This is a genomic window from Halodurantibacterium daqingense, from assembly GCF_042666235.1.
Taxonomy (GTDB): Bacteria; Pseudomonadota; Alphaproteobacteria; order Rhodobacterales; family Rhodobacteraceae; genus Halodurantibacterium; species Halodurantibacterium daqingensis.
This window is the reverse complement of sequence record NZ_JBHTFQ010000001.1, coordinates 302,473-323,266: the sequence shown is the minus strand read 5'-3', so window position 1 is coordinate 323,266 and position 20,794 is coordinate 302,473. Positions and strand designations below refer to the sequence as shown.

Here is a 20,794-nt window from a genome sequence, read left to right as displayed (position 1 = left end):
CCACAGCTGCCCCTCGGGAAGGGAAGTGAAAGGCGCTCAGGCGCCCCGGAAGGCCTCGGCGCGGTAACCCTGGATGTAGAGCAGGGCGGTCAGGTCGCCGTGGTTGATGCGGATGTCGCATTGCGCCGCAACCGCGGGCTTGGCGTGCAGCGCAACGCCCATGCCTGCGCGATGCAGCATGCCCAGGTCATTGGCGCCATCTCCCACGGCAATTACCTCCTCCGGGGTGAGGTTCAGCCGCGCCGAGATTTCCTCGAGTGCGGCCACCTTGGCGGCCCGGCCAAGGATCGGCTCGGCCACGGTGCCCGTCAACGCACCGTCCTGAACATGCAGGACATTGGCGCGGTTTTCGTCGAAGTTCAGATGCCGCGCGACGGCTGCGGTGAAGGCCGTGAAGCCCCCCGAAACCAGGGCCGCATAGCCCCCATGGGCCTGCATTGTCGCGATCAGTTCGCGTCCGCCCGGCGTATAGGTGATCCGGCTTGCGAGCACCTTGTCGATCACGCCCAGATCAAGCCCCTTGAGCAGGGCCACACGCTCGCGCAGTGCGTCCTCGAACTCCAGCTCACCATTCATCGCCCGCGCGGTGATCGAGGCGACATAGGCGCCCACGCCAGCCTCATCGGCCAGCTCATCAATGCACTCCTGTCCGATCATCGTGCTGTCCATATCCGCCAGAAGCATCTTCTTGCGCCGACCCTCGGCCGGGACGACGACCAGATCGATCCCCAGCGCCTGCAGGCCTTCCCATGCCTCCCACCGGTTCGCGGGCATCGCTTCAAGCGGGAACTCGGCCGCCACGCCCGGGTTCAGCCACTCCGCATCGCCCCCGCCCCAGGCGTTGCGAAGGCTCTCGACCGTTTCGCGGTCAAGATTGGCGCGGGCGGGGCTGGCAAACAGAACGGCAGTGAACATGGGAAAAGTTTCCGATAGTGGACAGCTGCGGCATTTTTGCCGCCGGCAGCGGCGCCTTAGCGCAATTTTCCTGCTTGCACCAGAGCCTGCGGCCCCGTATTTCCGGCAGCGGGACACCCCTCCCCAACGAGGGGCGTTTATCTGGAAGGATACCATGACCGATCTGACGACCCCGGCCGCGCGGCCGGCCAATCCGCGTTTTTCCTCTGGCCCCTGCGCCAAGATCCCCAATTTCTCGCTGGACATGCTTGCCGACGCGCCGCTGGGCCGGTCGCACCGTGCCGCTGTCGGCAAGGCCAAGCTGAAGCAGGCCATCGACCTGACGCGCGAGGTTCTGGGCGTTCCCGCTGATTACCGCATCGGCATCGTGCCGGGTTCGGACACGGGCGCCGTGGAGATGGCCTTGTGGTCGCTTCTGGGCGCACGCGGCGTGGAGATGCTGGCGTGGGAGAGCTTTGGCGCAGGCTGGGTCACCGACGTGGTCAAGCAGCTGAAGCTGGATGCGACCGTCCGCACTGCCGACTACGGTGACATCGTCGACTTCGCGCAGGTCGATTTCGACCGCGACGTGGTCTTTACTTGGAACGGCACCACCTCGGGCGTGCGCGTGCCGAACGGCGACGCGATTCCCGCCGAACGCGCCGGCCTGACGATCTGCGACGCGACCTCGGCCGCCTTCGCGATGGACCTGCCGTGGGACAAGCTCGACGTCGTGACGTTCAGCTGGCAGAAGGTGCTTGGCGGCGAAGGCGCGCATGGCATCCTGATCCTGTCGCCCCGCGCGGTAGAACGGCTGGAAAGCTATACGCCCGCCTGGCCGCTGCCCAAGATCTTCCGCATGACCAAGGGCGGCAAGCTGATCGAAGGCATCTTTGTCGGCGAAACCATCAACACGCCCTCGATGCTCGCGGTCGAGGATTATCTGGTGGCGCTGAACTGGGCGAAAGCCATCGGCGGCCTGCCGGCGCTGGTGAAACGCGCCACGGACAATGCTGCCGTGATCGACGCCTTCACCGCAAGGCACGACTGGATCGCCAACCTTGCCAATGATCCCGCGACGGCCTCGACCACCTCGGTCTGTCTGAAATTCACCGATCCGCGCATCACCGATGGCGCCGCCTTTGCCAAGGCCGTTGCCAAACGGCTGGAGAAAGAGGGCGTGGCCCTCGATATCGGCGCCTATCGCGATGCACCCCCCGGCCTTCGGATCTGGTGCGGATCGACCGTCGAGACAGCCGATCTGGAGGCGCTGATGCCCTGGATCGAGTGGGCGTTCAATGCCGAGATCGCGGCGCTTCAGGCAGCAGCCTGAAGCCACCCCCCTTCCCCAGACGAATTTCCAAGGAGCCTGACAATGGCACCCAAAGTACTCGTATCCGACAAGCTTTCGGAAACCGCCGTCCAGATCTTCCGCGACCGCGGGGTCGAGGTCGACTACCTGCCCGACCTGGGCAAGGACAAGGACAAGCTGCTGGAGGTCATCGGCCAGTATGACGGCCTCGCCATCCGTTCCGCCACCAAGGTAACGGAAAAGGTGCTGCAGGCCGCGACCAAGCTAAAGGTGATCGGCCGCGCCGGGATCGGTGTCGATAACGTGGACATTCCCGCCGCCTCGAAAAAAGGCGTGATCGTGATGAACACGCCCTTCGGCAACTCGATCACCACCGCGGAACACGCCATCGCAATGATGTTCGCCGTCGCGCGCCAACTGCCCGAGGCAAGCGCCTCGACCCATTCCGGCAAGTGGGAAAAGAACCGCTTCATGGGCGTGGAGCTTTTCAACAAGACGCTGGGCGTGATCGGCGCCGGCAATATCGGCGGCATCGTCTGCGACCGCGCGCTCGGCCTGCACATGAAGGTCGTGGCCTATGACCCGTTCCTGAGCGAGGAACGCGCCACCGCCATGGGCGTGACCAAGGTCGAACTGGACGAACTGCTCGCCCGCGCCGATTTCATCACGCTCCATGTGCCGCTGACCGACAAGACCAGGAACATCCTGTCGCGCGAAAACCTCGCCAAGACGAAAAAGGGGGTGCGCATCATCAACTGCGCGCGTGGCGGGCTGGTGGATGAGGCGGCGCTGGCCGAGGCGCTGAAATCGGGTCACGTCGCCGGCGCGGGCTTTGACGTGTTCGAGACCGAGCCCGCGACCGACAGCCCGCTTTTCCATCTGCCGAACGTGGTCGTCACGCCGCATCTGGGGGCCTCGACCACCGAGGCGCAGGAGAATGTGGCGCTGCAGGTGGCCGAGCAGATGTCGGACTACCTGCTGACCGGCGCGGTTCAGAATGCTCTCAACATGCCGTCGGTCACGGCCGAAGAAGCCGCGGTGATGGGCCCCTGGGTCAAGCTTGCGCAACATCTGGGCGCCTTCATCGGCCAGATGACCGACGAGCCGATCAAGGCCATCAACATCCTTTACGATGGCACGGTCGCCACGATGAACCTGCAGGCGCTGAACGCCGCCGCAATCGCCGGCATCATGAAGGCCACGAACCCTGACGTGAACATGGTTTCGGCCCCTGTCATCGCCAAGGAACGGGGTGTGCAGGTCTCGACCACCCGGCAGGAAAAATCCGGCGTGTTCGACGCCTACATGAAGATCACCGTGGTAACCGAAACGCGCGAACGTTCGATTGCCGGAACTGTCTTCAGCGATGGCAAGCCGCGCTTCATCCAGATCAAGGGCATCACCATCGACGCCGAGATCGGCGCCAACATGCTGTACACCACGAATGAGGACGTTCCAGGCATCATCGGCACGCTGGGCCGCACCCTGGGCGAAAACGGAGTGAACATCGCGAACTTCACCCTCGGCCGCTCGGGTGTGGGCAAGGACGCGATCGCGCTCCTTTACCTCGACGAACCTGCGCCGCAAAAGGCGCTGGACGACCTCGCGGCAACCGGCGTCTTCCGCCAGATCAAGCCGCTTGCCTTCGAAGTGGCCTGAGAAACCTCCGGCTTGCTCCGCCCCTCAGAAGGCCCCGGTTCCCGGGGCCTTTTCCGTTCCTGCGCGCCCCGCGCAAGCTCCATTCCCATGCGCATTCACGCGCAAGGAGGCGGCGCAAGGCTGTGATCGGCCGCGCCATGGCCCCTGCAGACTCGGCGACAGCAGCGGCTGAGGTCTTGCTGCAACGTCGCGCAACGCAGGCGTCGGCCCTCGCCTCCGCTCACGGAGCGGAACCGGAAATGATGGCGAAGCACAGCGTTCGGCATGCGGCGCAATCAAGCCTGTGCATGGTGCGTTGCAGGTGGAGAGGCATGTCTCCAAGTCCCGCGAGTGGGTTCAGGAGGGCGCGATAGCCCCCTGATCGGGTCCAGCGCCTATACGCTGGCGGCATCCAATCCGCGCAAGGTTGGTCGATGGGAGGTCCAGTGAGGGAGAGCGAAGTCTCCCTCCTGGTCAGGGTCCAAGGGGCTCGAAGGCTCATGGTCGATGGGATGTCCGGTGATGGTCGAGTATTTCTACACGCTCGACATGGGCAAGACCTACGGGCCGAAGCTGCAACGCCTGGCGGTCGAGGCGGGCTACGACGATGTCGAAGCCTTCGCCGCCATGATCGTCGCCGATGCCATCGATGCAATCGAGGCGTGTGCTATGGAAATGGCCTCATCAGAAGATGACGGGCCGGAGAACGGCAGAGCGAAGGGCTCTGACGGCAGGAGAATGCTGGATGACGGCATTCCGTTCTAAGTGGCGGGATTTTCGGAGTTTCTCTCAAAGTTGTAAAATGAGAATGGGTATTTGATGCCCATCTCCAGATAGGAGAAGAACATGAAAGACGATCTTAGAACTTCGGGACGCGGCGGCGTTTTCGACAACACTGCAACGCCGTCGAGGCCGACGGTGTCCGTAAATGTGGAACGCTATCAGGCGTTTCTTGACGGATCGGACATGACCGAGGCGCAGAAAGAAGAGTTTCTGCAAGCCCTGTGGTCGATCATTGTCTCGTTTGTCGAGTTGGGCTTCGGGGTGCATCCGCTGCAAGAAGTCTGTGGAAAACCACCGGAAGTCGGTGCTGACGGTGCCCAAAAAGACTTCGATGCGGTATCCTCAGAGCAACCCGGCGAAGACGGAAGTAACAATGGATTCAAGCCCTGACGGGGCTGGTGGTGAGCAAAATGCAGAGTTTCGAGAATATAGAACAGGAAATAACAAAGGCCGTCATTTATTGCCGCGTATCGAGTGCGAAGCAAACGGTGCGCGGCGACGGCCTCGGCTCACAGGAAACCCGCTGCCGCGAGTTTGCGAAGTACAAGGGCTATGAGGTCGCCGAGGTCTTCCGCGACGACACGTTTGGCAGCCTCACGTCCCGCCCCGGCATGCAGGCCATGCTGGCTTCCTGAAATCGCTTCGTAAGGAGCAGCATGCTGTCATCATCGATGACATCAGCCGACTCGCGCGCGGCCTGATGGCGCATTTCGAGCAGCGCGTGAAGATCAGCGATGCGGGCGGCGTCCTGGTTAGCCCCTCTATTGAGTTTGGTGAGGGTTCGGATTCCCAGCTTGTCGAAAACCTGCTGGCCTCAGTCTCGCAGCACCAGCGCCAAAAGAACGGCGAGCAGACCGTGAACCGCATGCGGGCACGGGTGCAGAACGGTTATTGGGTTTTTCAGGCTCCAATCGGCTACAAGTATGAGCGCGTGAGCGGTCACGGGAAGCTGCTGGTGCGTGATGAGCCCAATGCATCCATCCTGCAAGAAGCGCTAGAAGGCTATGCCACCGGGCGCTTCGAAACGCAGGTCGAGGTGAAGCTCTTCCTGGAGCGGCAACCGTCATTCCCGAAGGACTTGCCGAACGGCGAAATCCGTAATCAGCGCGTCTATGACATGCTGACGCGCGTCGACTATGCCGGGCATGTTGAGGCTCCGAATTGGGGGATCGGGCTACGGAAGGGCACCATGAGGGCCTTATCACTTTCGAGACCTTCGAGATGATCCAGAAGCGGCTGAAGACCACGGCGAAGGCTCCTGCGCGTAAGGACATCAGCGCGGACTTCCCGCTGCGGGGATTTGTCCTGTGCAATGACTGCGGCAAGCCTCTGACGGCCTGCTGGTCACAAGGCAAGAATCAGAAATACCCTTACTATCTCTGCCCGACCAAGGGCTGCGAGAGCTATCGCAAGTCGATCAAGCGCGATGAGCTTGAAGGCGAGTTCGAGGGCGTTCTCCAGCGCCTGGAGCCGTCCGAGACCATGTTCGGCCTCGTGAAGGCCATGTTCAAGGACGCCTGGAATATGCGCCTCCAGCAAGGTGCGGAGGCGACGAAGTCGCTGAAGGAAAGCGTCCGCAGTATTGAGAAGCAGATCGACCAGCTGCTCGACAGGATTGTCGAAGCGACCAGCTGCTCGACCGGATTGTCGAAGCGACCAACGACTCGGTCGTAGCCGCTTACGAGAAGCGGATCGCCAAGCTGGAGCGTGAGAAGGTGCTCGCGCTTGAGAAACTGTCCTCAACCGGCAAGCCGAAGCATACCTTTGAGGAGTCGTTCGAACACGCCATGCGATTCCTCGCAAACCCGTGGCATGTATGGGATAATTCAGATCTGGTGATGAAGAAAACGGTCCTGAGACTGGCTTTTGCAGAGCCTTTGCCCTACTGCCGGAATCAGGGACTTCGAACACCTAACTTAGCCTTCCCATTCAAGACCTTACGTGGAATCTGTAGTGGAAAAACTGAAATGGCGCGCCCGAAAGGATTCGAACCTCTGACCCCCAGATTCGTAGTCTGGTGCTCTATCCAGCTGAGCTACGGGCGCGCTGTGAGGGGTGGATTACCGGCACTGGGCGGGGGATGCAAGGGGGAAAAGACAGAAAAACCTCATTGTGCGGCGACTTCAAGCGCGGCGGCCGTTTTCGGCAGGCGGATGATGAATTCGGTACCTTCCTCGTCAGTGCGGACAAGCTCCAGCCGGCCGCCATGGCCGCGTACCAGTTCGGCGGCAATGGCAAGACCGAGCCCGAAGCCCCCCTTGCGGGCCCCGCCTTGGAAGGGGGTGAAAAGATGTTCGCGGGCGCGTTCGGGCAGGCCGGGGCCCGTATCGCCGATCCGGATCCACCAGGCGCCCTCATCTTCGCCCGCGCCGATCTCGATCGTGCCCTGTTCGCCGGTTGCCTCGATGGCCTGACGCGCGTTGCGAACGAGGTTGGACAGCACGCGGTAAAGCTGCTCGGGATCGGCGCGCAGGGTCAGCCCCGCCGGCACATCCAGCAGAAAGGCGATCCCATCCCCCTGGGTGGAAAGCCGCTCGCTGTCGATCACATCTTCGGCCAGCGGGCGCAGGGCAAGCCGCACCAGACGCGGCGGCGGCTCTTCGGCCTTGCCGAAAGCCAGCGTGCTTTCGCAGAGATTCACCGCCCGGGCAAGGGATCCGACAAGCTTGGGCGCAGCACGGGCGACGGCGGGATCGTTGCTGTGTTCCATCCGGTCGGCGAAAAGCGTGGCGGTGGTCAGGATGTTGCGCAGGTCGTGGCTGACCTTGGCCACCGCGCCGCCCAGTTGTGCCAGACGCTCTTTCTGGCGCAGGGCACCGGTCAGCTGGGTCTGCATCGATTGCAGGGCTATTTCGGCATCGCGCACTTCGCGCACCCCTGCGGTCGGTTCGATGATAAGGCGCGCATCCTCTGGCGCCTCGGCATAGGCGGTCATGTGGCTGACTACGCGCTTGATCGGCGCCACGAGCAAAATCCGTACAGCCACGAAAAGAAGAAAGGCGGTGACAACCGAGATGATGGCCGACAGCAGCAGGATGCGCAGCCCGTATTCGATCATCGTGGCCCGCAAGGGTGCGGTTTCCGTCGTGACCTCGATCAGGAGGCCCGCCGCCTGAACCGGGTTGCCGATAACCCGGATCACGCGATTCTCCCGGTCCAGAAGGACCGCAACCGCATCGCGCACCAGTTCGACCGGGCCGGCATCGCGCAGATCATAGGTCGCATGGATCGGCGCAGGAATGGGGGAGGACAGCACAAGCTGGCGCACCTCGTCCCGGCGAAGGACCACGTTGAATACCCCGGCATTCGCCAGAAGCTCCCGCTCCAGATCCTCCGAGATCATCTCGTCGGTGGCAAGAAGCGCAAGCGATGCGATCTGCGCCCGCTCAAGGCGCAGAAGCAGGTAATCCTCGCGATAGCGCGCGATGGACGGAAGAAAGATCAGGATCTCGGCCAGCATGATGAAGACAACGGTCAACATCAGGAACCTGCCAGAGAGGGTATTCAGAAACATCCGCCCGCCTTGTGACCAAAGGTCCGACCACAGGGTTCAGGGCAGGAGGCGCTGCACGATCCCCACGATCCGTCTGACCAGACCGTTATCAAAGAGTTTCGGGGAAAAATAGGCTCCTGCTGCCCGTTTGCTTAGTTCCGACAACGTGGGATAGGGCAGAACGGTTCCCGACAGGGCGGAAAGCCGCGCGCGCGACGAAATCATGAAGGACCACAGCGCGATCAGTTCGCCCGCCTGCGCCCCCACGATTGTCACGCCGATGGGCCGCCCCCTTCGCACGACGAGTTTCAGAAAGCCGGTCTCCTGCCCTTCGGCGCGGGCCCGGTCGTTGTCGGCGTAAGGCAGGCGCAGCACCGTGACGCTAGCGCCATGGGCCTTTCGGGCCTCGGCTTCGGTCAGGCCGACCTGCGCCAGTTCGGGGTTGGTATAGGTGACGCGCGGCACGTGGTCATCGCGCAGACGCACCGGCAAGCCCAGCACCGCCCGCCGAACCACGAGCCCGGCGTGATGATTGGCAAGATGGGTGAACTGTCCTCGCCCCGCCACGTCACCCACGGCAAGGATGCGCCGATTGCTGCTGCGAAGGCGCGAATCGGTGGTGATGCCGGTGCGCTCATGCGCGACACCCGCCGCCTTCAGGTTCAGTCGCTCCAGGTTCGGGGCGCGCCCCACTGCCACCAGAAGGTGCGACCCGCGCAAGGTTTCGCCCTCCAGATGGAGAAGGATATCATCACCCTCGCGCGAAACGCGCTGCGCCGCCGCACCTTCGCGGACATCGACGCCCTCGGTGCGAAGCTTCTCGAGCACGACGGCCGCGGCCTCGGGGTCTTCGCGGCCAAGGGCTTTTCCCGCCTCGATCACGGTGACCTCGGCGCCAAGCCTGCGATGGGCCTGCGCAAGTTCGAGCCCGATCGGCCCCCCGCCGATGACAAGCAGATGGCGGGGCGTTTCGCGCAGGGCAAAGACGGTCTCGTTGGTCAGGAAGGGAACCTCGGCAAGGCCCGGGATCGGCGGCACGACGGGCGAGGAGCCGGTGGCGACGACAAAGCGCCGCGCGGTGATCACGCAGCCGCCGGCCTCGAGCTCGGTTTTCGAGACAAAGCGCCCCCAGTCCCGAATAACGATGACGCCAAGGCCCTCGAACCGCTCCTGGCTGTCCATCGGGGCGATGGCGGCAATCACCGCCTGGATCCGGTCGGCGACCTCCGCCATGTTCTGCCCCGGGACCGCCCCGGCCTCTGCCAGGACATGGGCGCGCCTGGCGGCCGCGATCAGGGTCTTGGACGGAACACAGCCGTGGTTAAGGCAATCGCCCCCCATCTCTGCGCCCTCGACCAGCACCACCGAGGCGCCCAACTGCGCTGCTCCTGCCGCAACCGTGAGTCCGCCCGAGCCCGCGCCGATGACGCAGATATCCGTTCTGATCCGCTTCACGCCGCTTTCCTTCCGCGCCACAGGCGGACGGCAATCGGCAGGGCCGCCAGCAGGCACAGCGCCAGAAGCGGCCCGAGGACATGGTGCTCTCGCAGGATGGACAGGTTTGGCGTCTCGCCCCGTGCCAGAACCTCGCTCAGGCCTGCACCTACCCAGGTGTAGACAGCCGTTCCGGGAATGATCCCCACCGCCGTGGTCGCGATGAAGCGCGCGGTGCCGACCCCCACCAGCGCCGGCAGGACATTTGCAACGACGAAGGGCACCGCAGGAACCAGCCGCAGCAACAGAAGGACCTGAACCTCGTTTTCGCGCATGCGCTGCACAATCCCCCGGGCCCGGCCGCTGTGCGCGTCCAGCCGCGCCGCACATCGTGCCCCTAGTCCACTGCGGACCGCCAGAAACAGCAGCGCTGCCCCGATCGTGGCTGCCGTAACGTTCAAGACCAGCCCCGCCCCAAGGCCGAACAGCAACCCGCCGCTCAGCGTTGCGACCAGCGCCGGAAGCGAACACACGACGATGGCGACATAGGCCGCGACAAAGGCGAGCGACAGCACAAGATAATGATCGTCGCGCAACCGCTCCAGCGCCTCGTGATGCTCGCGCAGGAGGCTGGGATCGAGCTGGTCGCGCAGCAGGACAGCCGCCGACAGCGCCGCAACCACCAGCAGGACCAGCGGAACCTTGCGCCAGTGGCGCACAGATGTCGTGCTGGTTCCTTGGTCCTGGTGCACCGGCGCCTCTCGATCCTGGTCCGATCCTGGTGCAATGTGCAGTTCGGCACCGCGCAGGGCCAGTGGTATCACGCCAGTGTTATCACAAGCGGGTGAACGGGTGCTGCGCTACTGGCACCTCCCGCCGCCATTCCGAACGTCAGCAAGCCACGGGTCATGCGCATTTTGCACCGATCGCGAATTGACTTGCCGGGCAAGCTCCCTTATCTGACGGGCCTTGATTGAACATGGCCTTCGAATCCGTCCGGATTTGGGCTGCCCTAGACGGAGTGGAGCGATGAAACGCACCTTTCAACCGAGCAACCTCGTCCGCGCCCGCCGCCACGGGTTCCGCGCACGTATGGCCACCAAGGCCGGCCGCAAGATCCTGAACGCGCGTCGCGCCAAGGGTCGCAAGGTCCTTTCGGCCTGATACAGGCCGCACGGCTTGGCATGACACCGTCGAAATCCCCCTTGGCAGGCCGGTGCGCCATGACCAAGGAGGAATCGGCGGTTTTTCCATGCCGGCTGCAAATTCTTACCCAGCGCGCCGATTTCCTCCGCGCCGCCCAGGCACGCCGCCAGGGAACGCCGGGCTTCATGCTGCAGGCGCGCGAGCGGCGCGCAGGCGAGGCGGAGCCCGAGGCCATCCGCGTCGGCTTCACCTGCTCGAAGAAAGTCGGAAATGCCGTGACGCGCAACCGTGCCAAGCGCCGGCTGCGCGAGATTGCGCGTGCGATCCTGCCCCGGCGGGGTCTTACCGGCTGGGATTACGTTCTGGTCGGCCGCCCGGGTGCGACGGCGACGCGCTGTTTCGATCTGCTTCTGGCAGATCTGCAACGCGCGCTTGATCTGATCCACGGGCCGGATGCTCGCAACGCGCCTCACCGGGGGGCCAATTCCCCGGACGATGGCGAGCCAGGCAGCGGAGCACGGGAATGAGCCCGCTCGCCCGCCTCTTCGCATTGCCTGTGCGGGGTTATCGGCTGGTCTTCTCGCCCTGGGTGGGCCACAATTGCCGGTATCAGCCGACCTGTTCCGCCTATGCGCTCGAGGCACTGGATCGTCACGGCGCGCTCCGCGGCGGCTGGCTGACCCTTCGGCGCATCTGCCGCTGCCATCCCTTCGGCCAGTCAGGCTATGACCCCGTCCCGGAGAAGCACGATGCTTGACGATACCGATGACATCCATCCGCTGTTCAAGGATGCCCCCTCAAGCACCGAGTTCAAGAAGCTTCGCAAGCGGATCGTGCGCGAGGTGCGTGAGGCGATCGATCACTACGGCATGATCGAACGCGGGACGCGCTGGCTGGTCTGCCTCTCGGGCGGCAAGGACAGCTACACGTTGTTGGCGGTTCTGCACGAACTGCAGTGGCGCGGTCTCCTGCCGGTCGAGCTTCTGGCCTGCAACCTTGACCAGGGGCAGCCGGGCTTCCCCGCGACCGTCCTGCCGGAATTCCTGAGCCGCATGGGCGTGCCGCACCGGATCGAGTATCAGGACACCTATTCGATCGTGAAGGACAAGGTCCCGCAGGGGCGCACCTACTGCGCGCTGTGCTCGCGGCTGCGGCGCGGCAATCTCTATCGCATCGCAAGGGAAGAGGGCTGTTCGGCCGTCGTTCTTGGCCATCATCGCGACGACATCCTCGAAACCTTCTTCATGAACCTGTTTCATGGCGGGCGTCTGGCGACGATGCCGCCCAAGCTCGTGAACGAGGAGGGCGATCTGTTCGTCTATCGCCCGCTTGCCTTCGTGGCCGAAGCCGATTGCGAGAAATTCGCCCGCGCCATGAACTATCCGATCATTCCCTGCGATCTCTGCGGCAGCCAGGACGGATTGCAGCGCCAGCAGGTCAAGCAGATCCTCGATGGTTGGGAAGCCCGCAGCCCCGGCCGGCGCCAGGTGATGTTCCGCGCCCTGATGAATGCCCGCCCGTCGCATCTTCTCGATACGGCACTTTTCGATTTCGTGGGGCTGACGCGTCAGGGTGATTACAAGTTTACGGAAGATCATCCCCCCGAATTAACCGAGAAGTGAGAGACGCGCTTCAAGACTGCCCCGGTGCGAACCCACGCATGCATACCGGGAGCCGCCATGGACCACGCGTCAGAATTTCCGCCATCCCGCCTCATCCGGGGCTTCTTCCGGCGGCTGCGCCGCCCCGAGCTTCTGGCCTGTCTTCCCGCATTGACGCTCGGGGCCTACCTGCTGGGGGGCGAACGGCTTCTTTACGCCGCATCCCTTGGCCTGCCGTTTCTGATCGGGCTTGCCGCGCTTCTGTCCAGCCGGCCAGAGACGGCCGAGGACATGCGCGATGGCGTCACCGGCCTTCTGCTGCGCGATGCTCTGCTCGAGGCGCTGGATGATGCGCTGGACCGGGCGCGCAGCGGCGGGCGCGGCACCGCCTGTATCGTCGTGACGCTGGACGAACCCGACAGCCTCATAGACCGCTTCGGCCATGCCTGTTTCCGTCAGATCCTGCGCCATTGCGCAGAACGGCTGGGGGAGCGCTTGCGTGAGGGAGATACGATCGCGCGGTTGCCCGGAGCAAGCTTCGCGATCGCGCTGATGCCGTCGCGGCGTCAGGATCTGGAGACCACGCTGCAGCTCGCCGCGCGCCTCCAGCACGCGCTGTCACTGCCGATTCCGGCTGGCAAACGCAGCCTTGTCGCCTCGGTCTCGGTCGGGTTCTGCCTTGGGGAACGTGCGCCGGCGCCAGGCGGTGCGGCCCTCCTGGCGGCCGCCGAGCTTGCGGCCGAAAACGCCCGTCGCCAGGGACCGGGCGCGATCCGCGCCCATGCCCCCGAAATGTCGGTGCCCGCGCCGGATGCTCTCCTGGATGACCGCATCAGCCTCGCCCTTGAAAACGGCGAGATCCGCGCGCATTTTCAGCCGCAGATCAGCACCGACACGGGGGAGATCTCTGGCTTCGAGGTTCTGGCACGTTGGCAGCATCCCAGTCGCGGCCTGATCGCCCCGGGGGATTTCCTGCCGGCGCTGCTTGAGGCAGGCCTTTCGGAACGGCTGAGCGAGGTCATGCTGGTTCAGGCCCTTGCCGCACTGCGCAGCTGGGACAATGCCGGCCTGCATATTCCCACGGTTGCCATCAACCTGTCCGGCGACGAACTGCGCAACCCGCGCCTGCCCTCCAAGCTGAAATGGGAACTCGACCGATTCGACCTTGCGCCGTCGCGCCTCACCGTCGAGATCCTGGAAACCGTCGCCGCGGATGCTCAGGATGACGTGATCGAACGAAACATCGCCGCCCTGGCCGCCATGGGCTGTGGCGTTGATCTTGACGATTTCGGCACCGGGCAATCGGCGATTTCCATCATGCACCGCTATGCGATCCGACGGATCAAGATCGACCGCTCGTTCGTCACTCGGGCGGACGAGGACCGCGACAAGCAAAGGATGCTCTCGGCCATTCTTGCGCTGGCAGAACAGCTTGGCCTTGAAACCCTTGCCGAAGGGGTCGAGACTCCGGGCGAACATGCGATGCTTGCGCAGCTGGGATGTGGGCATGTGCAGGGCTTCGGCATCGCGCGGCCGATGCCGCTTGCCGAAACCGCCGTCTGGATCGAGCGGCACCGCGCGAAACTCGACCACACGCCACTGCTTGGCAAGCACCTGCGCTGAGGCGCGCGGCCGCTTCGCCCGGACAAAACCGCTTGACCTTTCCGCCCCGGGTCTGTTGAACCGGCGCTGCAATCAAGGACAGGTGGTGGTCCCTCATGGGTGATCAGAACAAGAATCTCATCCTCGCCACGGCGCTCAGCTTCATGGTGATCCTCGTCTGGTTCCTGCTTTTCCCGCCGGAACAGCAGGCCATGGACCCGGCAGCCGATGGCGCGGTGGCCCAACAGGCGGGCGGCGTCGCGCCGGCGCCGCCGGCAGGTCTGGATGGGACACCCCTGCCGCCGGACGCGCCCGAAGCGGTCGCCGCCGAAATGCCCCGTATTCCGATCGAAACACCCCGGCTGAAGGGCTCGATCTCGCTTCAGGGCGGGCGCATCGATGATCTGTTGCTGAAGGATTACCGGGAAACAACCGCGCCCGACTCTGAAATCGTGCGCCTCCTTGAACCGGTCGGCGGCCGCAGCGCCTATTATGCCCTCTACGGCTGGTCGCCCAGCGGCGCGCTTGGATACGAGGATGTTCCGGACGCCAGCACCGAATGGTCGCTGATCTCGGGAGAGACGCTGGCGCCGGGGCAACCGGTGGTGCTTGGCTGGGAAAACGACAGCGGCCTGACCTTCACGCGGCGGATCGAGGTGGACGAAAACTACCTCTTCACCATCACCGACGGCGTGCAGAACGCCGGCGACAGCGCCGTGCGCATGACGCCCTATGGCATCGTTGCCCGCCATGGCCGCCCGGACACCGTCGATTTCTTCATCCTGCACGAAGGTGTCGTGCAGATGAGCGACGGCAGCCTGAACGAATCCAAATACAAGCGCATGGTCGAATACCCGGTTATCGAGCGCGAGCGTGCCCGCGCGACGATCACCGAGGTCGCGACCAATGGCTGGATCGGCTTTACCGACAAATACTGGATGACGACGCTGATTCCCACGCCCGGCCAGCCCTTCACCGCCGTTTCGAAATACGTGCCGGGCGCCGAGATCTACCAGACCGAGACGCGGATGCCCGCCGTGACCGTGGAACCCGGCCAGGCTGCCGAAGTGCAGAACATGCTGTTCGCCGGAGCGAAGGAATGGGAGACAATCCGCGCCTATCAGAACAACCTGGGCATCGACCGCTTCATCGACTCGATCGACTGGGGCTGGTTCTTCTTCCTGACCAAGCCGATCTTCGCGGTGCTGCACTGGCTGCACGGATTCATCGGCAACATGGGCTGGTCGATCATCGCACTGACGCTTCTGCTCAAGGCGGTGCTGTTCCCGTTGGCCTACAAATCCTATGTCTCGATGGCGCGGATGAAGGAACTGCAGCCCGAGATGGAGAAGATCAAGGAGCGCGCCGGCGATGACCGCCAGAAGCTCCAGCAGGAGATGATGACGCTCTATCGCGAAAAGAAGGTGAACCCGGCCGCCGGCTGCCTTCCGATCCTGCTGCAGATCCCGATCTTCTTCTCGCTCTACAAGGTGATCTTCGTCACGATCGAATTGCGGCACGCGCCGTGGATCGGCTGGATCGATGACCTTTCGGCGCCGGATCCGTCCTCGATCTTCAACCTGTTCGGCCTTCTGCCCTGGGCTGCACCCGAACCGACCAGCTTCCTCGCGCTGATCTTCATCGGGGTGATGCCGATCGCGCTGGGCGTGTCGATGTGGTTGCAGCAAAAGCTGAACCCGGCCCCCACCGATCCGACGCAGAAGATGATCTTTGCCTGGATGCCCTGGGTGTTCATGTTCATGCTGGGCAGCTTTGCCTCGGGGCTGGTGCTGTACTGGATCGCCAACAACATGATCACCTTCACGCAACAGTACATCATCATGCGCAGCCACGGTCACAAGCCGGACCTGTTCGGCAACATCGCGGCGGGCTTCCGGCGCAACAAGCCTGCGGCCAAGTGACAGGGCTGCTGGCACATATCTGCCGTCATCCGGTCAAGTCGATCGGATACGAAGAACTCGAGGGCGCGCTTCTGGAACAGGGGCGCGCCCTGCCCCATGACAGGCACTGGGCCATCGCCCATGAGGCGGCGGAGACGATCGAGGGCTGGGCGCCCAAGATGAACTTTGTGCGCGGCGTCGCGGGGCCCGAACTGATGGCCATCCGCGCGCAGCTTTCCCGGGGGCACCTGACGCTTCATCATCCGCGGCAGGGTGACATCACGCTTTGCCCCGATACCGAGGGCGCGCGGCTGATCGACTGGATCCGCCCGCTCTGGCCCGAGGGGCGGCCGGCGCCCGCGCGCGTGGTCCATGTCCCGGGGCAGGCGCTGAGCGACGTTCCCGAACCCTATGTCGCGGTGCTGAACCTCGCCAGCAACCGCGCGCTTTCGGCGCGCATGGGGCAGGATCTCTCGATCCACCGTTGGCGCGGAAACCTGTGGCTCGAGGGGCTGGAGCCGTGGCAGGAATTCGACCTGATCGGCCAGCGGCTGAAGCTCGGCGAGGCTGTGCTGCGGATCGTCCGGCCTATCACCCGCTGCAAGGCTACCATGGCCAATCCGGAAACGGGCGCGGTCGATGCCGATACGCTCGGGGCGCTTCGGGCGGGCTATGGGCATCAGGATTTCGGCACCTATGCCCTGGTCGAGCAAGGCGGCTCCATCTCGCTTGGCGACCGGGTGGAGGTTCTGTGAACGGTCCGGATCCGCAGACGCTGCATCCCATGCCCGGCTTTCCGCGCGTGGTCTTCCTTCAGCCGCTTGCGGAAGGGCGCCGCAACGTCACGGTCGGGCCCTACGCCTATTATGATGATCCCGACGCGCCGGAGACGTTTTTCGATCGCAATGTCCTGCACCACTTCGATTTCATCGGCGACCACCTGACGATCGGACCCTTCTGCGCCATCGCCGCGGGCGTGCGGATCATCATGAACGGCGCGAACCACGCCATGGGCGGCTTTTCGACCTATCCGTTCAACATCTTCGGAGCGGGGTGGGAAGCAGGCTTTGATCCCGCGACCTGGGCTGCGGAACTGCGTGGCGACACCGTGATCGGCCCCGATGTCTGGATCGGCGGCGAGGCCTGGATCATGCCCGGCGTGACCATTGGCGCAGGCGCCATCATTGCCGCGAAATCGGTGGTGACGCGCGATGTCGCGCCCTATACGGTCGTTGCCGGCAATCCCGCGCGCGAGGTACGCCGCCGCTTTGACGAACCGACCAGCGCCGCCCTGCTGGACATCTGCTGGTGGGACTGGCCGGCGGACAAGATCACCCGTAATCTGAATGCGATCCGGGGTGCCGACCTCGCCGCCTTGAAAGCTGCCCGATGACCCTGCCCTTCCCCCTTGTCGATACGCCCGATGCCGCAGCCCTTGAGCGCGGCCGCCTGATGTTCGCCGGCCCGGTCGAGTTCCTGAAAGGTGTCGTTGCCATGGACGGCCTGCCCCCGGCCGACCGCATCGAAGTCTGCTTTGCGGGGCGTTCGAATGTGGGCAAGTCCAGCCTCATCAACGCGCTGACCGGGCGCAAGGCTCTGGCGCGCGCCTCAAACACCCCCGGCCGCACGCAGGAGATCAACTTCTTCACTGTGGGCGAAAGTCATTATCTCGTCGATCTTCCCGGCTATGGCTATGCCGAGGCACCCGTGGCCGTGGTGGCGAAATGGCAGCAGCTGCTGAAGGCCTATCTTTCCGGCCGCCAGACCCTGCGCCGCGCCTTCGTGCTGATCGACATGCGCCACGGCGTCAAGGCCGTGGACGAGGAGATCATGACCCTGCTGGACCGCTCGGCCGTGACCTTCCAGGTGGTGATGACCAAGGCCGACAAGATCAAGACAAGCGATCATGCGCAGGTGCTGGATCAGGTGCGGCGCGCGCTGGCCAGGCACCCTGCCGCCTATCCCGAAATCGTGCTGACCTCGTCCGAGAAGGGGCTGGGGATCGAGACGCTGCGCGCCATCATCGCCACGCTGGAATGATCAGACGTGCTGGGCGCCGTTGACCTCGATCTCGGCGCCGGAAATGTAGCTCGATTCATCCGAGCACAGGAAATAGATCGCCGCTGCCACCTCTGAAGGTTGACCAAGGCGCTGCATCGGCAACTTTTCGACAATCTTGTCGGTTCCGGGGGACAGGATCGCTGTCTCGACCTCGCCGGGGGCGATGGCATTGACGCGCACCCCGAGGGGCCCGAAATCATGCGCCATTTCCCGCGTCAGCGCCGCCAGCGCTGCCTTTGACGTGGCATAGGCTGCCCCGGCAAAAGGATGCACGCGGCTGCCGGCAATCGAGGTGACATTGACGATCGATCCTTTCGCGGCCGCAAGCTCATCCTTCAGCCCGCGCGCCAGCACCACGCTTGCGAAGAAGTTGACGTGGAACACCTGCCCCCAGGTCCGCAGATCGGTCTCAAGGGTGTTGAGCCGGCTGCCCCCCGGACCCTTGGGCGAAATCCCGGCATTGTTGACCAGCGCATGCAGCTTGCCGCTCAGCTTGCTGCGGATGACTTCCAGTGCCGCTATGGTCTTGGCGGGATCGGCAAGGTCGATCTCGATATGGTTTTCCTCGCCCCCGGGCCAGGGGCAACGGGCATCGAAGGGTTGGCGGGAACAGGTCAGCACCCGCCAGCCTTCCGCCGAGAACCGTTTGACCGTGGCATGGCCGATCCCCCGGCTTGCCCCCGTCAGCAGCATGGTCTTCAGCTCCGGCATGTCCGATCTCCTGATGGATGCTGCATCCTAGCCGTTCCCCTGCTGATGACAATGGGGCCGAGTGGCCCCTTGGCAGGGCCGGCCCCACAGGCTACCACAGGGGCGCAACCACGGACCGTCCCATGAAAAAGCAACTTGCCATGATGCGTGACTCGATCGCCACCGCCAGAACACTCTCCGAGGCGCTCCCCTATCTTCAGCGCTACACGGGGGCCGTCGTCGTCATCAAGTTCGGCGGCAACGCCATGGGCGACGATGAGGCAATGGCCGAGTTCGCGCGGGACATCGTGCTGATGCGCCAGGTTGGCGTCAATCCGGTGGTGGTGCATGGCGGCGGACCGATGATCAACGATCTGCTGGGCAAGCTGGGCATCGCCTCCGAATTCCGGCGCGGCAAGCGCGTGACCGACAAGGCCACGGTCGAAGTGGTCGAAATGGTGCTGTCGGGGCTGGTAAACAAGCGGATCGTACAGGCCATCAACGACCAGGGCGGCAGGGCGGTCGGCATTTCCGGCAAGGATGACGATCTGATGGTCTGCGTGGCAGATGATCCCGAACTGGGCTTTGTCGGCAAGCCGGTCGAAATGAACGTGCAGGTGCTGCGCGATCTTTACAACGCCGGGATCATCCCGGTCGTGGCACCCGTGGGCACTGGCGTGGAGGATAACGAGACCTTCAACGTCAATGGCGACACCGCCGCCGGGGCGATTGCCGGCGCGCTCAAGGCCGACCGGCTGCTGCTTCTGACCGACGTATCGGGGGTAAAGGACGAAACCGGCGCGGTCGTCACGCAGCTGTCGCCGGAACAGGTGCGTGAGCTGACGGCGCGCGGCGTGATCGCGGGTGGAATGATTCCCAAAACAGAAACGGCACTTGCCGCGCTTGAGGCGGGGGTGCGGGCGGTGGTGATCCTTGACGGCCGCATCCCGAACGCCTGCCTGCTCGAACTGTTCACCGATCATGGTGCGGGCAGTCTCATCCGCTCGACCGAGCCGCGGGTCAAGCCGCGCGGCTGAACGGTTCCGGGCAGCGTTGTTGCGCGTGTCCTTCAGCACGGGCAGCCGGCCGCACATGCCTTTACCGGCCGGCTCTGCGCGGCGCACTTCCGTGCGGGCTTGCCGCGCCTTGCAAAGCTGTGGCAGGCTGATGGACAACCGGCCTTTCATTTGCGGCACCTTCATTCATGAGCCTGCGCCTTCTCCTCATCCGCCATGCGAAATCCGCCTGGGATGATCCCGTCTGTGCCGACCGCGACCGCCCGCTGGCCGCGCGGGGACAGCGGGCCGCCCCGCTGATCGGACGCTGGATTGCCGATCAGGGCCATGCGCCCGGCCAGGCGCTGGTTTCTTCGGCACGGCGGACATGCGAAACCTGGTCGCTGCTCGCGCCCTTGCTGGGCGACCCGCCGGCAGTTTTTCTTGACGCACTTTATCACGCCCCGCCCGACGTGATGCTGCGCTGTCTGCGCAGTGCCGAAAGCCCGGTAGTGGCGCTGGTCGGCCACAACCCTGGCATCGCCGAATTCGCGGCCCAGATGCTTGCACGGCCGCCCCGCAATGCGGATTTTCTGCGCTTTCCCACCTGTGCGACGCTGATTGCCGAGTTTCCGGCCGCGGACTGGGCGGAACTGCGCCGTGGAACGGGCCGGCTGATCGCCTTCACGACGCCTCGCACACTGGACAGTGCGGCATAGCTCGCCTAAGTCGTCAGCATGTCCAGGAAGTCAGATCCGAATTACAAGATCATCGCCGAGAACCGTCGCGCGCGTTTCGATTACGCGATCGAGGAGGATCTCGAATGCGGCATTATCCTGACCGGATCCGAGGTGAAAAGCCTGCGCAGGGGACAGTCCAACATCGCCGAAAGCTATGCGAACGTGGAGCAGGGCGAACTGTGGCTCATCAACTCGTATATCGCACCCTATGCGCAGGCGGGCGTGTTCGGGCATGAGGAACGCCGCAAGCGCAAGCTTCTGGTCAAGCAGCGCGAACTGGCGCGGCTGTGGGCAGCCACGGCCAAGCAGGGAATGACGCTGGTGCCGCTGGTCATGTATTTCAACGACCGCGGTCTGGTGAAGCTGAAGATCGGGATCGCCAAGGGCAAGAAGCTGGCCGACAAACGGGCCACCTCGGCCGAGCGGGACTGGAACCGGCAGAAACAGCGCCTGCTGAAAGAGCACGGCTGACGCTGCCTTGCCCGCTCTGGTCCGCGGCGTTAT

General features: G+C 64.1%; 24 protein-coding genes and 1 tRNA gene. 19 read left to right on the top strand and 6 right to left on the bottom strand.

Translation table 11 applies throughout. The features are described from left to right. Positions 1-36 precede the first annotated feature (36 nt). Entirely contained in the window at positions 37-915 is an 879-nt protein-coding gene (gene serB / locus ACFQXB_RS01575; RefSeq protein ID WP_377398068.1) for a phosphoserine phosphatase SerB, read from the bottom strand. A gap of 154 nt (positions 916-1,069) precedes the next feature. On the opposite strand from serB, the gene ACFQXB_RS01570 reads away from it, so the two are divergent. From ACFQXB_RS01570 to ACFQXB_RS01540, 7 genes are all read left to right on the top strand, one after another. Next, positions 1,070-2,227 (top strand): phosphoserine transaminase, encoded by a 1,158-nt coding sequence (locus tag ACFQXB_RS01570; RefSeq protein ID WP_377398065.1) that lies wholly within the window; start codon positions 1,070-1,072, stop codon positions 2,225-2,227. A 42-nt stretch (positions 2,228-2,269) separates the two neighbouring features. Further along, complete coding sequence (gene serA, locus ACFQXB_RS01565) at positions 2,270-3,865, top strand: phosphoglycerate dehydrogenase (protein WP_377398062.1); 1,596 nt, start codon at positions 2,270-2,272, stop codon at positions 3,863-3,865. Positions 3,866-4,366: 501 nt separating this feature from the next. Next, positions 4,367-4,609 (top strand): hypothetical protein, encoded by a 243-nt coding sequence (locus ACFQXB_RS01560; RefSeq protein ID WP_377398059.1) that lies wholly within the window; start codon positions 4,367-4,369, stop codon positions 4,607-4,609. Positions 4,610-4,690: 81 nt separating this feature from the next. Continuing rightward, entirely contained in the window at positions 4,691-5,017 is a 327-nt protein-coding gene (locus ACFQXB_RS01555; RefSeq protein WP_377398056.1) for a hypothetical protein, read from the top strand. Between the two features lie 20 nt (positions 5,018-5,037). Continuing rightward, entirely contained in the window at positions 5,038-5,262 is a 225-nt protein-coding gene (locus tag ACFQXB_RS01550; RefSeq protein WP_377398053.1) for a recombinase family protein, read from the top strand. Continuing rightward, entirely contained in the window at positions 5,259-5,852 is a 594-nt protein-coding gene (locus ACFQXB_RS01545) for a recombinase family protein (protein WP_377399135.1), read from the top strand. Before ACFQXB_RS01550 ends, ACFQXB_RS01545 begins: the two co-directional genes overlap by 4 nt. Continuing rightward, positions 5,849-6,301 carry a zinc ribbon domain-containing protein gene (locus tag ACFQXB_RS01540; protein WP_377398050.1) on the top strand — a complete coding sequence of 151 codons (453 nt, stop codon included), beginning with the start codon at positions 5,849-5,851 and terminating at the stop codon, positions 6,299-6,301. The genes ACFQXB_RS01545 and ACFQXB_RS01540 overlap by 4 nt, the downstream gene beginning before the upstream one ends. 294 nt (positions 6,302-6,595) lie before the next feature. Here the strand turns inward: ACFQXB_RS01540 and ACFQXB_RS01535 are convergent. The 4 genes from ACFQXB_RS01535 to ACFQXB_RS01520 form a co-directional block, all read right to left on the bottom strand. Next, positions 6,596-6,672: transfer RNA gene (locus ACFQXB_RS01535), tRNA-Arg, on the bottom strand. A gap of 62 nt (positions 6,673-6,734) precedes the next feature. Then, entirely contained in the window at positions 6,735-8,108 is a 1,374-nt protein-coding gene (locus ACFQXB_RS01530) for a sensor histidine kinase (protein WP_377398047.1), read from the bottom strand. A gap of 69 nt (positions 8,109-8,177) precedes the next feature. Continuing rightward, the gene (locus ACFQXB_RS01525) at positions 8,178-9,575 is read right to left on the bottom strand and encodes a dihydrolipoyl dehydrogenase family protein (protein WP_377398044.1); all 1,398 of its coding nucleotides are present in this window, start codon (positions 9,573-9,575) and stop codon (positions 8,178-8,180) included. Then, the gene (locus ACFQXB_RS01520) at positions 9,572-10,273 is read right to left on the bottom strand and encodes a TVP38/TMEM64 family protein (protein ID WP_377398041.1); all 702 of its coding nucleotides are present in this window, start codon (positions 10,271-10,273) and stop codon (positions 9,572-9,574) included. Before ACFQXB_RS01520 ends, ACFQXB_RS01525 begins: the two co-directional genes overlap by 4 nt. 310 nt (positions 10,274-10,583) lie before the next feature. On the opposite strand from ACFQXB_RS01520, the gene rpmH reads away from it, so the two are divergent. The 9 genes from rpmH (at position 10,584) to yihA (ending at position 17,844) form a co-directional block, all read left to right on the top strand. After that, positions 10,584-10,718, top strand: coding sequence for a 50S ribosomal protein L34 (rpmH, locus tag ACFQXB_RS01515; RefSeq protein ID WP_108851087.1), 135 nt, complete (start codon positions 10,584-10,586; stop codon positions 10,716-10,718). A gap of 59 nt (positions 10,719-10,777) precedes the next feature. Next, positions 10,778-11,227, top strand: coding sequence for a ribonuclease P protein component (gene rnpA, locus ACFQXB_RS01510; RefSeq protein WP_377398038.1), 450 nt, complete (start codon positions 10,778-10,780; stop codon positions 11,225-11,227). After that, on the top strand, positions 11,224-11,457 hold the full coding sequence (yidD, locus tag ACFQXB_RS01505) for a membrane protein insertion efficiency factor YidD (RefSeq protein WP_377398035.1): 234 nt from the start codon (positions 11,224-11,226) through the stop codon (positions 11,455-11,457). The genes rnpA and yidD overlap by 4 nt, the downstream gene beginning before the upstream one ends. Then, on the top strand, positions 11,450-12,322 hold the full coding sequence (gene ttcA, locus ACFQXB_RS01500; protein WP_377398031.1) for a tRNA 2-thiocytidine(32) synthetase TtcA: 873 nt from the start codon (positions 11,450-11,452) through the stop codon (positions 12,320-12,322). Before yidD ends, ttcA begins: the two co-directional genes overlap by 8 nt. Before the next feature lie 57 nt (positions 12,323-12,379). Next, positions 12,380-13,924 carry a putative bifunctional diguanylate cyclase/phosphodiesterase gene (locus tag ACFQXB_RS01495; RefSeq protein WP_377398028.1) on the top strand — a complete coding sequence of 515 codons (1,545 nt, stop codon included), beginning with the start codon at positions 12,380-12,382 and terminating at the stop codon, positions 13,922-13,924. A 95-nt stretch (positions 13,925-14,019) separates the two neighbouring features. Next, on the top strand, positions 14,020-15,825 hold the full coding sequence (gene yidC, locus ACFQXB_RS01490) for a membrane protein insertase YidC (protein WP_377398025.1): 1,806 nt from the start codon (positions 14,020-14,022) through the stop codon (positions 15,823-15,825). Beyond that, on the top strand, positions 15,822-16,559 hold the full coding sequence (locus tag ACFQXB_RS01485) for an MOSC domain-containing protein (protein WP_377398023.1): 738 nt from the start codon (positions 15,822-15,824) through the stop codon (positions 16,557-16,559). The genes yidC and ACFQXB_RS01485 overlap by 4 nt, the downstream gene beginning before the upstream one ends. Before the next feature lie 29 nt (positions 16,560-16,588). Continuing rightward, entirely contained in the window at positions 16,589-17,197 is a 609-nt protein-coding gene (locus ACFQXB_RS01480; RefSeq protein ID WP_377399132.1) for a CatB-related O-acetyltransferase, read from the top strand. Next, positions 17,194-17,844, top strand: a complete 651-nt coding sequence (yihA, locus tag ACFQXB_RS01475; RefSeq protein WP_377398020.1) for a ribosome biogenesis GTP-binding protein YihA/YsxC — start codon at positions 17,194-17,196, stop codon at positions 17,842-17,844. The genes ACFQXB_RS01480 and yihA overlap by 4 nt, the downstream gene beginning before the upstream one ends. Here yihA and ACFQXB_RS01470 read toward each other — a convergent pair whose 3' ends face one another. Continuing rightward, positions 17,845-18,576, bottom strand: a complete 732-nt coding sequence (locus ACFQXB_RS01470) for an SDR family NAD(P)-dependent oxidoreductase (protein WP_377398017.1) — start codon at positions 18,574-18,576, stop codon at positions 17,845-17,847. 140 nt (positions 18,577-18,716) lie between these two features. Here ACFQXB_RS01470 and argB point away from each other — a divergent pair, with 140 nt between their 5' ends. The 3 genes from argB to smpB all read left to right on the top strand — a co-directional run bounded on the left by argB (position 18,717) and on the right by smpB (position 20,761). After that, positions 18,717-19,592, top strand: coding sequence for an acetylglutamate kinase (gene argB, locus ACFQXB_RS01465; RefSeq protein WP_377399129.1), 876 nt, complete (start codon positions 18,717-18,719; stop codon positions 19,590-19,592). Between the two features lie 167 nt (positions 19,593-19,759). Beyond that, positions 19,760-20,269 (top strand): SixA phosphatase family protein, encoded by a 510-nt coding sequence (locus tag ACFQXB_RS01460; protein ID WP_377398014.1) that lies wholly within the window; start codon positions 19,760-19,762, stop codon positions 20,267-20,269. An 18-nt stretch (positions 20,270-20,287) separates the two neighbouring features. Beyond that, complete coding sequence (gene smpB / locus ACFQXB_RS01455) at positions 20,288-20,761, top strand: SsrA-binding protein SmpB (protein ID WP_377398011.1); 474 nt, start codon at positions 20,288-20,290, stop codon at positions 20,759-20,761. The last annotated feature ends 33 nt before the right edge of the window (positions 20,762-20,794 follow it).

Excerpts from the sequence above, each read along its gene's own strand:
- serB (WP_377398068.1), bottom strand. The coding sequence starts at position 915 with ATGTTCACTGCCGTTCTGTTTGCCAGCCCCGCCCGCGCCAATCTTGAC.
- ACFQXB_RS01570 (WP_377398065.1), top strand. The coding sequence starts at position 1,070 with ATGACCGATCTGACGACCCCGGCCGCGCGGCCGGCCAATCCGCGTTTT.
- serA (WP_377398062.1), top strand. The coding sequence starts at position 2,270 with ATGGCACCCAAAGTACTCGTATCCGACAAGCTTTCGGAAACCGCCGTC.
- ACFQXB_RS01560 (WP_377398059.1), top strand. The coding sequence starts at position 4,367 with ATGGTCGAGTATTTCTACACGCTCGACATGGGCAAGACCTACGGGCCG.
- ACFQXB_RS01555 (WP_377398056.1), top strand. The coding sequence starts at position 4,691 with ATGAAAGACGATCTTAGAACTTCGGGACGCGGCGGCGTTTTCGACAAC.
- ACFQXB_RS01550 (WP_377398053.1), top strand. The coding sequence starts at position 5,038 with ATGCAGAGTTTCGAGAATATAGAACAGGAAATAACAAAGGCCGTCATT.
- ACFQXB_RS01540 (WP_377398050.1), top strand. The coding sequence starts at position 5,849 with ATGATCCAGAAGCGGCTGAAGACCACGGCGAAGGCTCCTGCGCGTAAG.
- ACFQXB_RS01530 (WP_377398047.1), bottom strand. The coding sequence starts at position 8,108 with ATGTTGACCGTTGTCTTCATCATGCTGGCCGAGATCCTGATCTTTCTT.
- rpmH (WP_108851087.1), top strand. The coding sequence starts at position 10,584 with ATGAAACGCACCTTTCAACCGAGCAACCTCGTCCGCGCCCGCCGCCAC.
- rnpA (WP_377398038.1), top strand. The coding sequence starts at position 10,778 with ATGACCAAGGAGGAATCGGCGGTTTTTCCATGCCGGCTGCAAATTCTT.
- yidD (WP_377398035.1), top strand. The coding sequence starts at position 11,224 with ATGAGCCCGCTCGCCCGCCTCTTCGCATTGCCTGTGCGGGGTTATCGG.
- ttcA (WP_377398031.1), top strand. The coding sequence starts at position 11,450 with ATGCTTGACGATACCGATGACATCCATCCGCTGTTCAAGGATGCCCCC.
- ACFQXB_RS01495 (WP_377398028.1), top strand. The coding sequence starts at position 12,380 with ATGGACCACGCGTCAGAATTTCCGCCATCCCGCCTCATCCGGGGCTTC.
- yidC (WP_377398025.1), top strand. The coding sequence starts at position 14,020 with ATGGGTGATCAGAACAAGAATCTCATCCTCGCCACGGCGCTCAGCTTC.
- ACFQXB_RS01480 (WP_377399132.1), top strand. The coding sequence starts at position 16,589 with ATGCCCGGCTTTCCGCGCGTGGTCTTCCTTCAGCCGCTTGCGGAAGGG.
- yihA (WP_377398020.1), top strand. The coding sequence starts at position 17,194 with ATGACCCTGCCCTTCCCCCTTGTCGATACGCCCGATGCCGCAGCCCTT.
- ACFQXB_RS01470 (WP_377398017.1), bottom strand. The coding sequence starts at position 18,576 with ATGCCGGAGCTGAAGACCATGCTGCTGACGGGGGCAAGCCGGGGGATC.
- argB (WP_377399129.1), top strand. The coding sequence starts at position 18,717 with ATGATGCGTGACTCGATCGCCACCGCCAGAACACTCTCCGAGGCGCTC.
- ACFQXB_RS01460 (WP_377398014.1), top strand. The coding sequence starts at position 19,760 with ATGAGCCTGCGCCTTCTCCTCATCCGCCATGCGAAATCCGCCTGGGAT.
- smpB (WP_377398011.1), top strand. The coding sequence starts at position 20,288 with ATGTCCAGGAAGTCAGATCCGAATTACAAGATCATCGCCGAGAACCGT.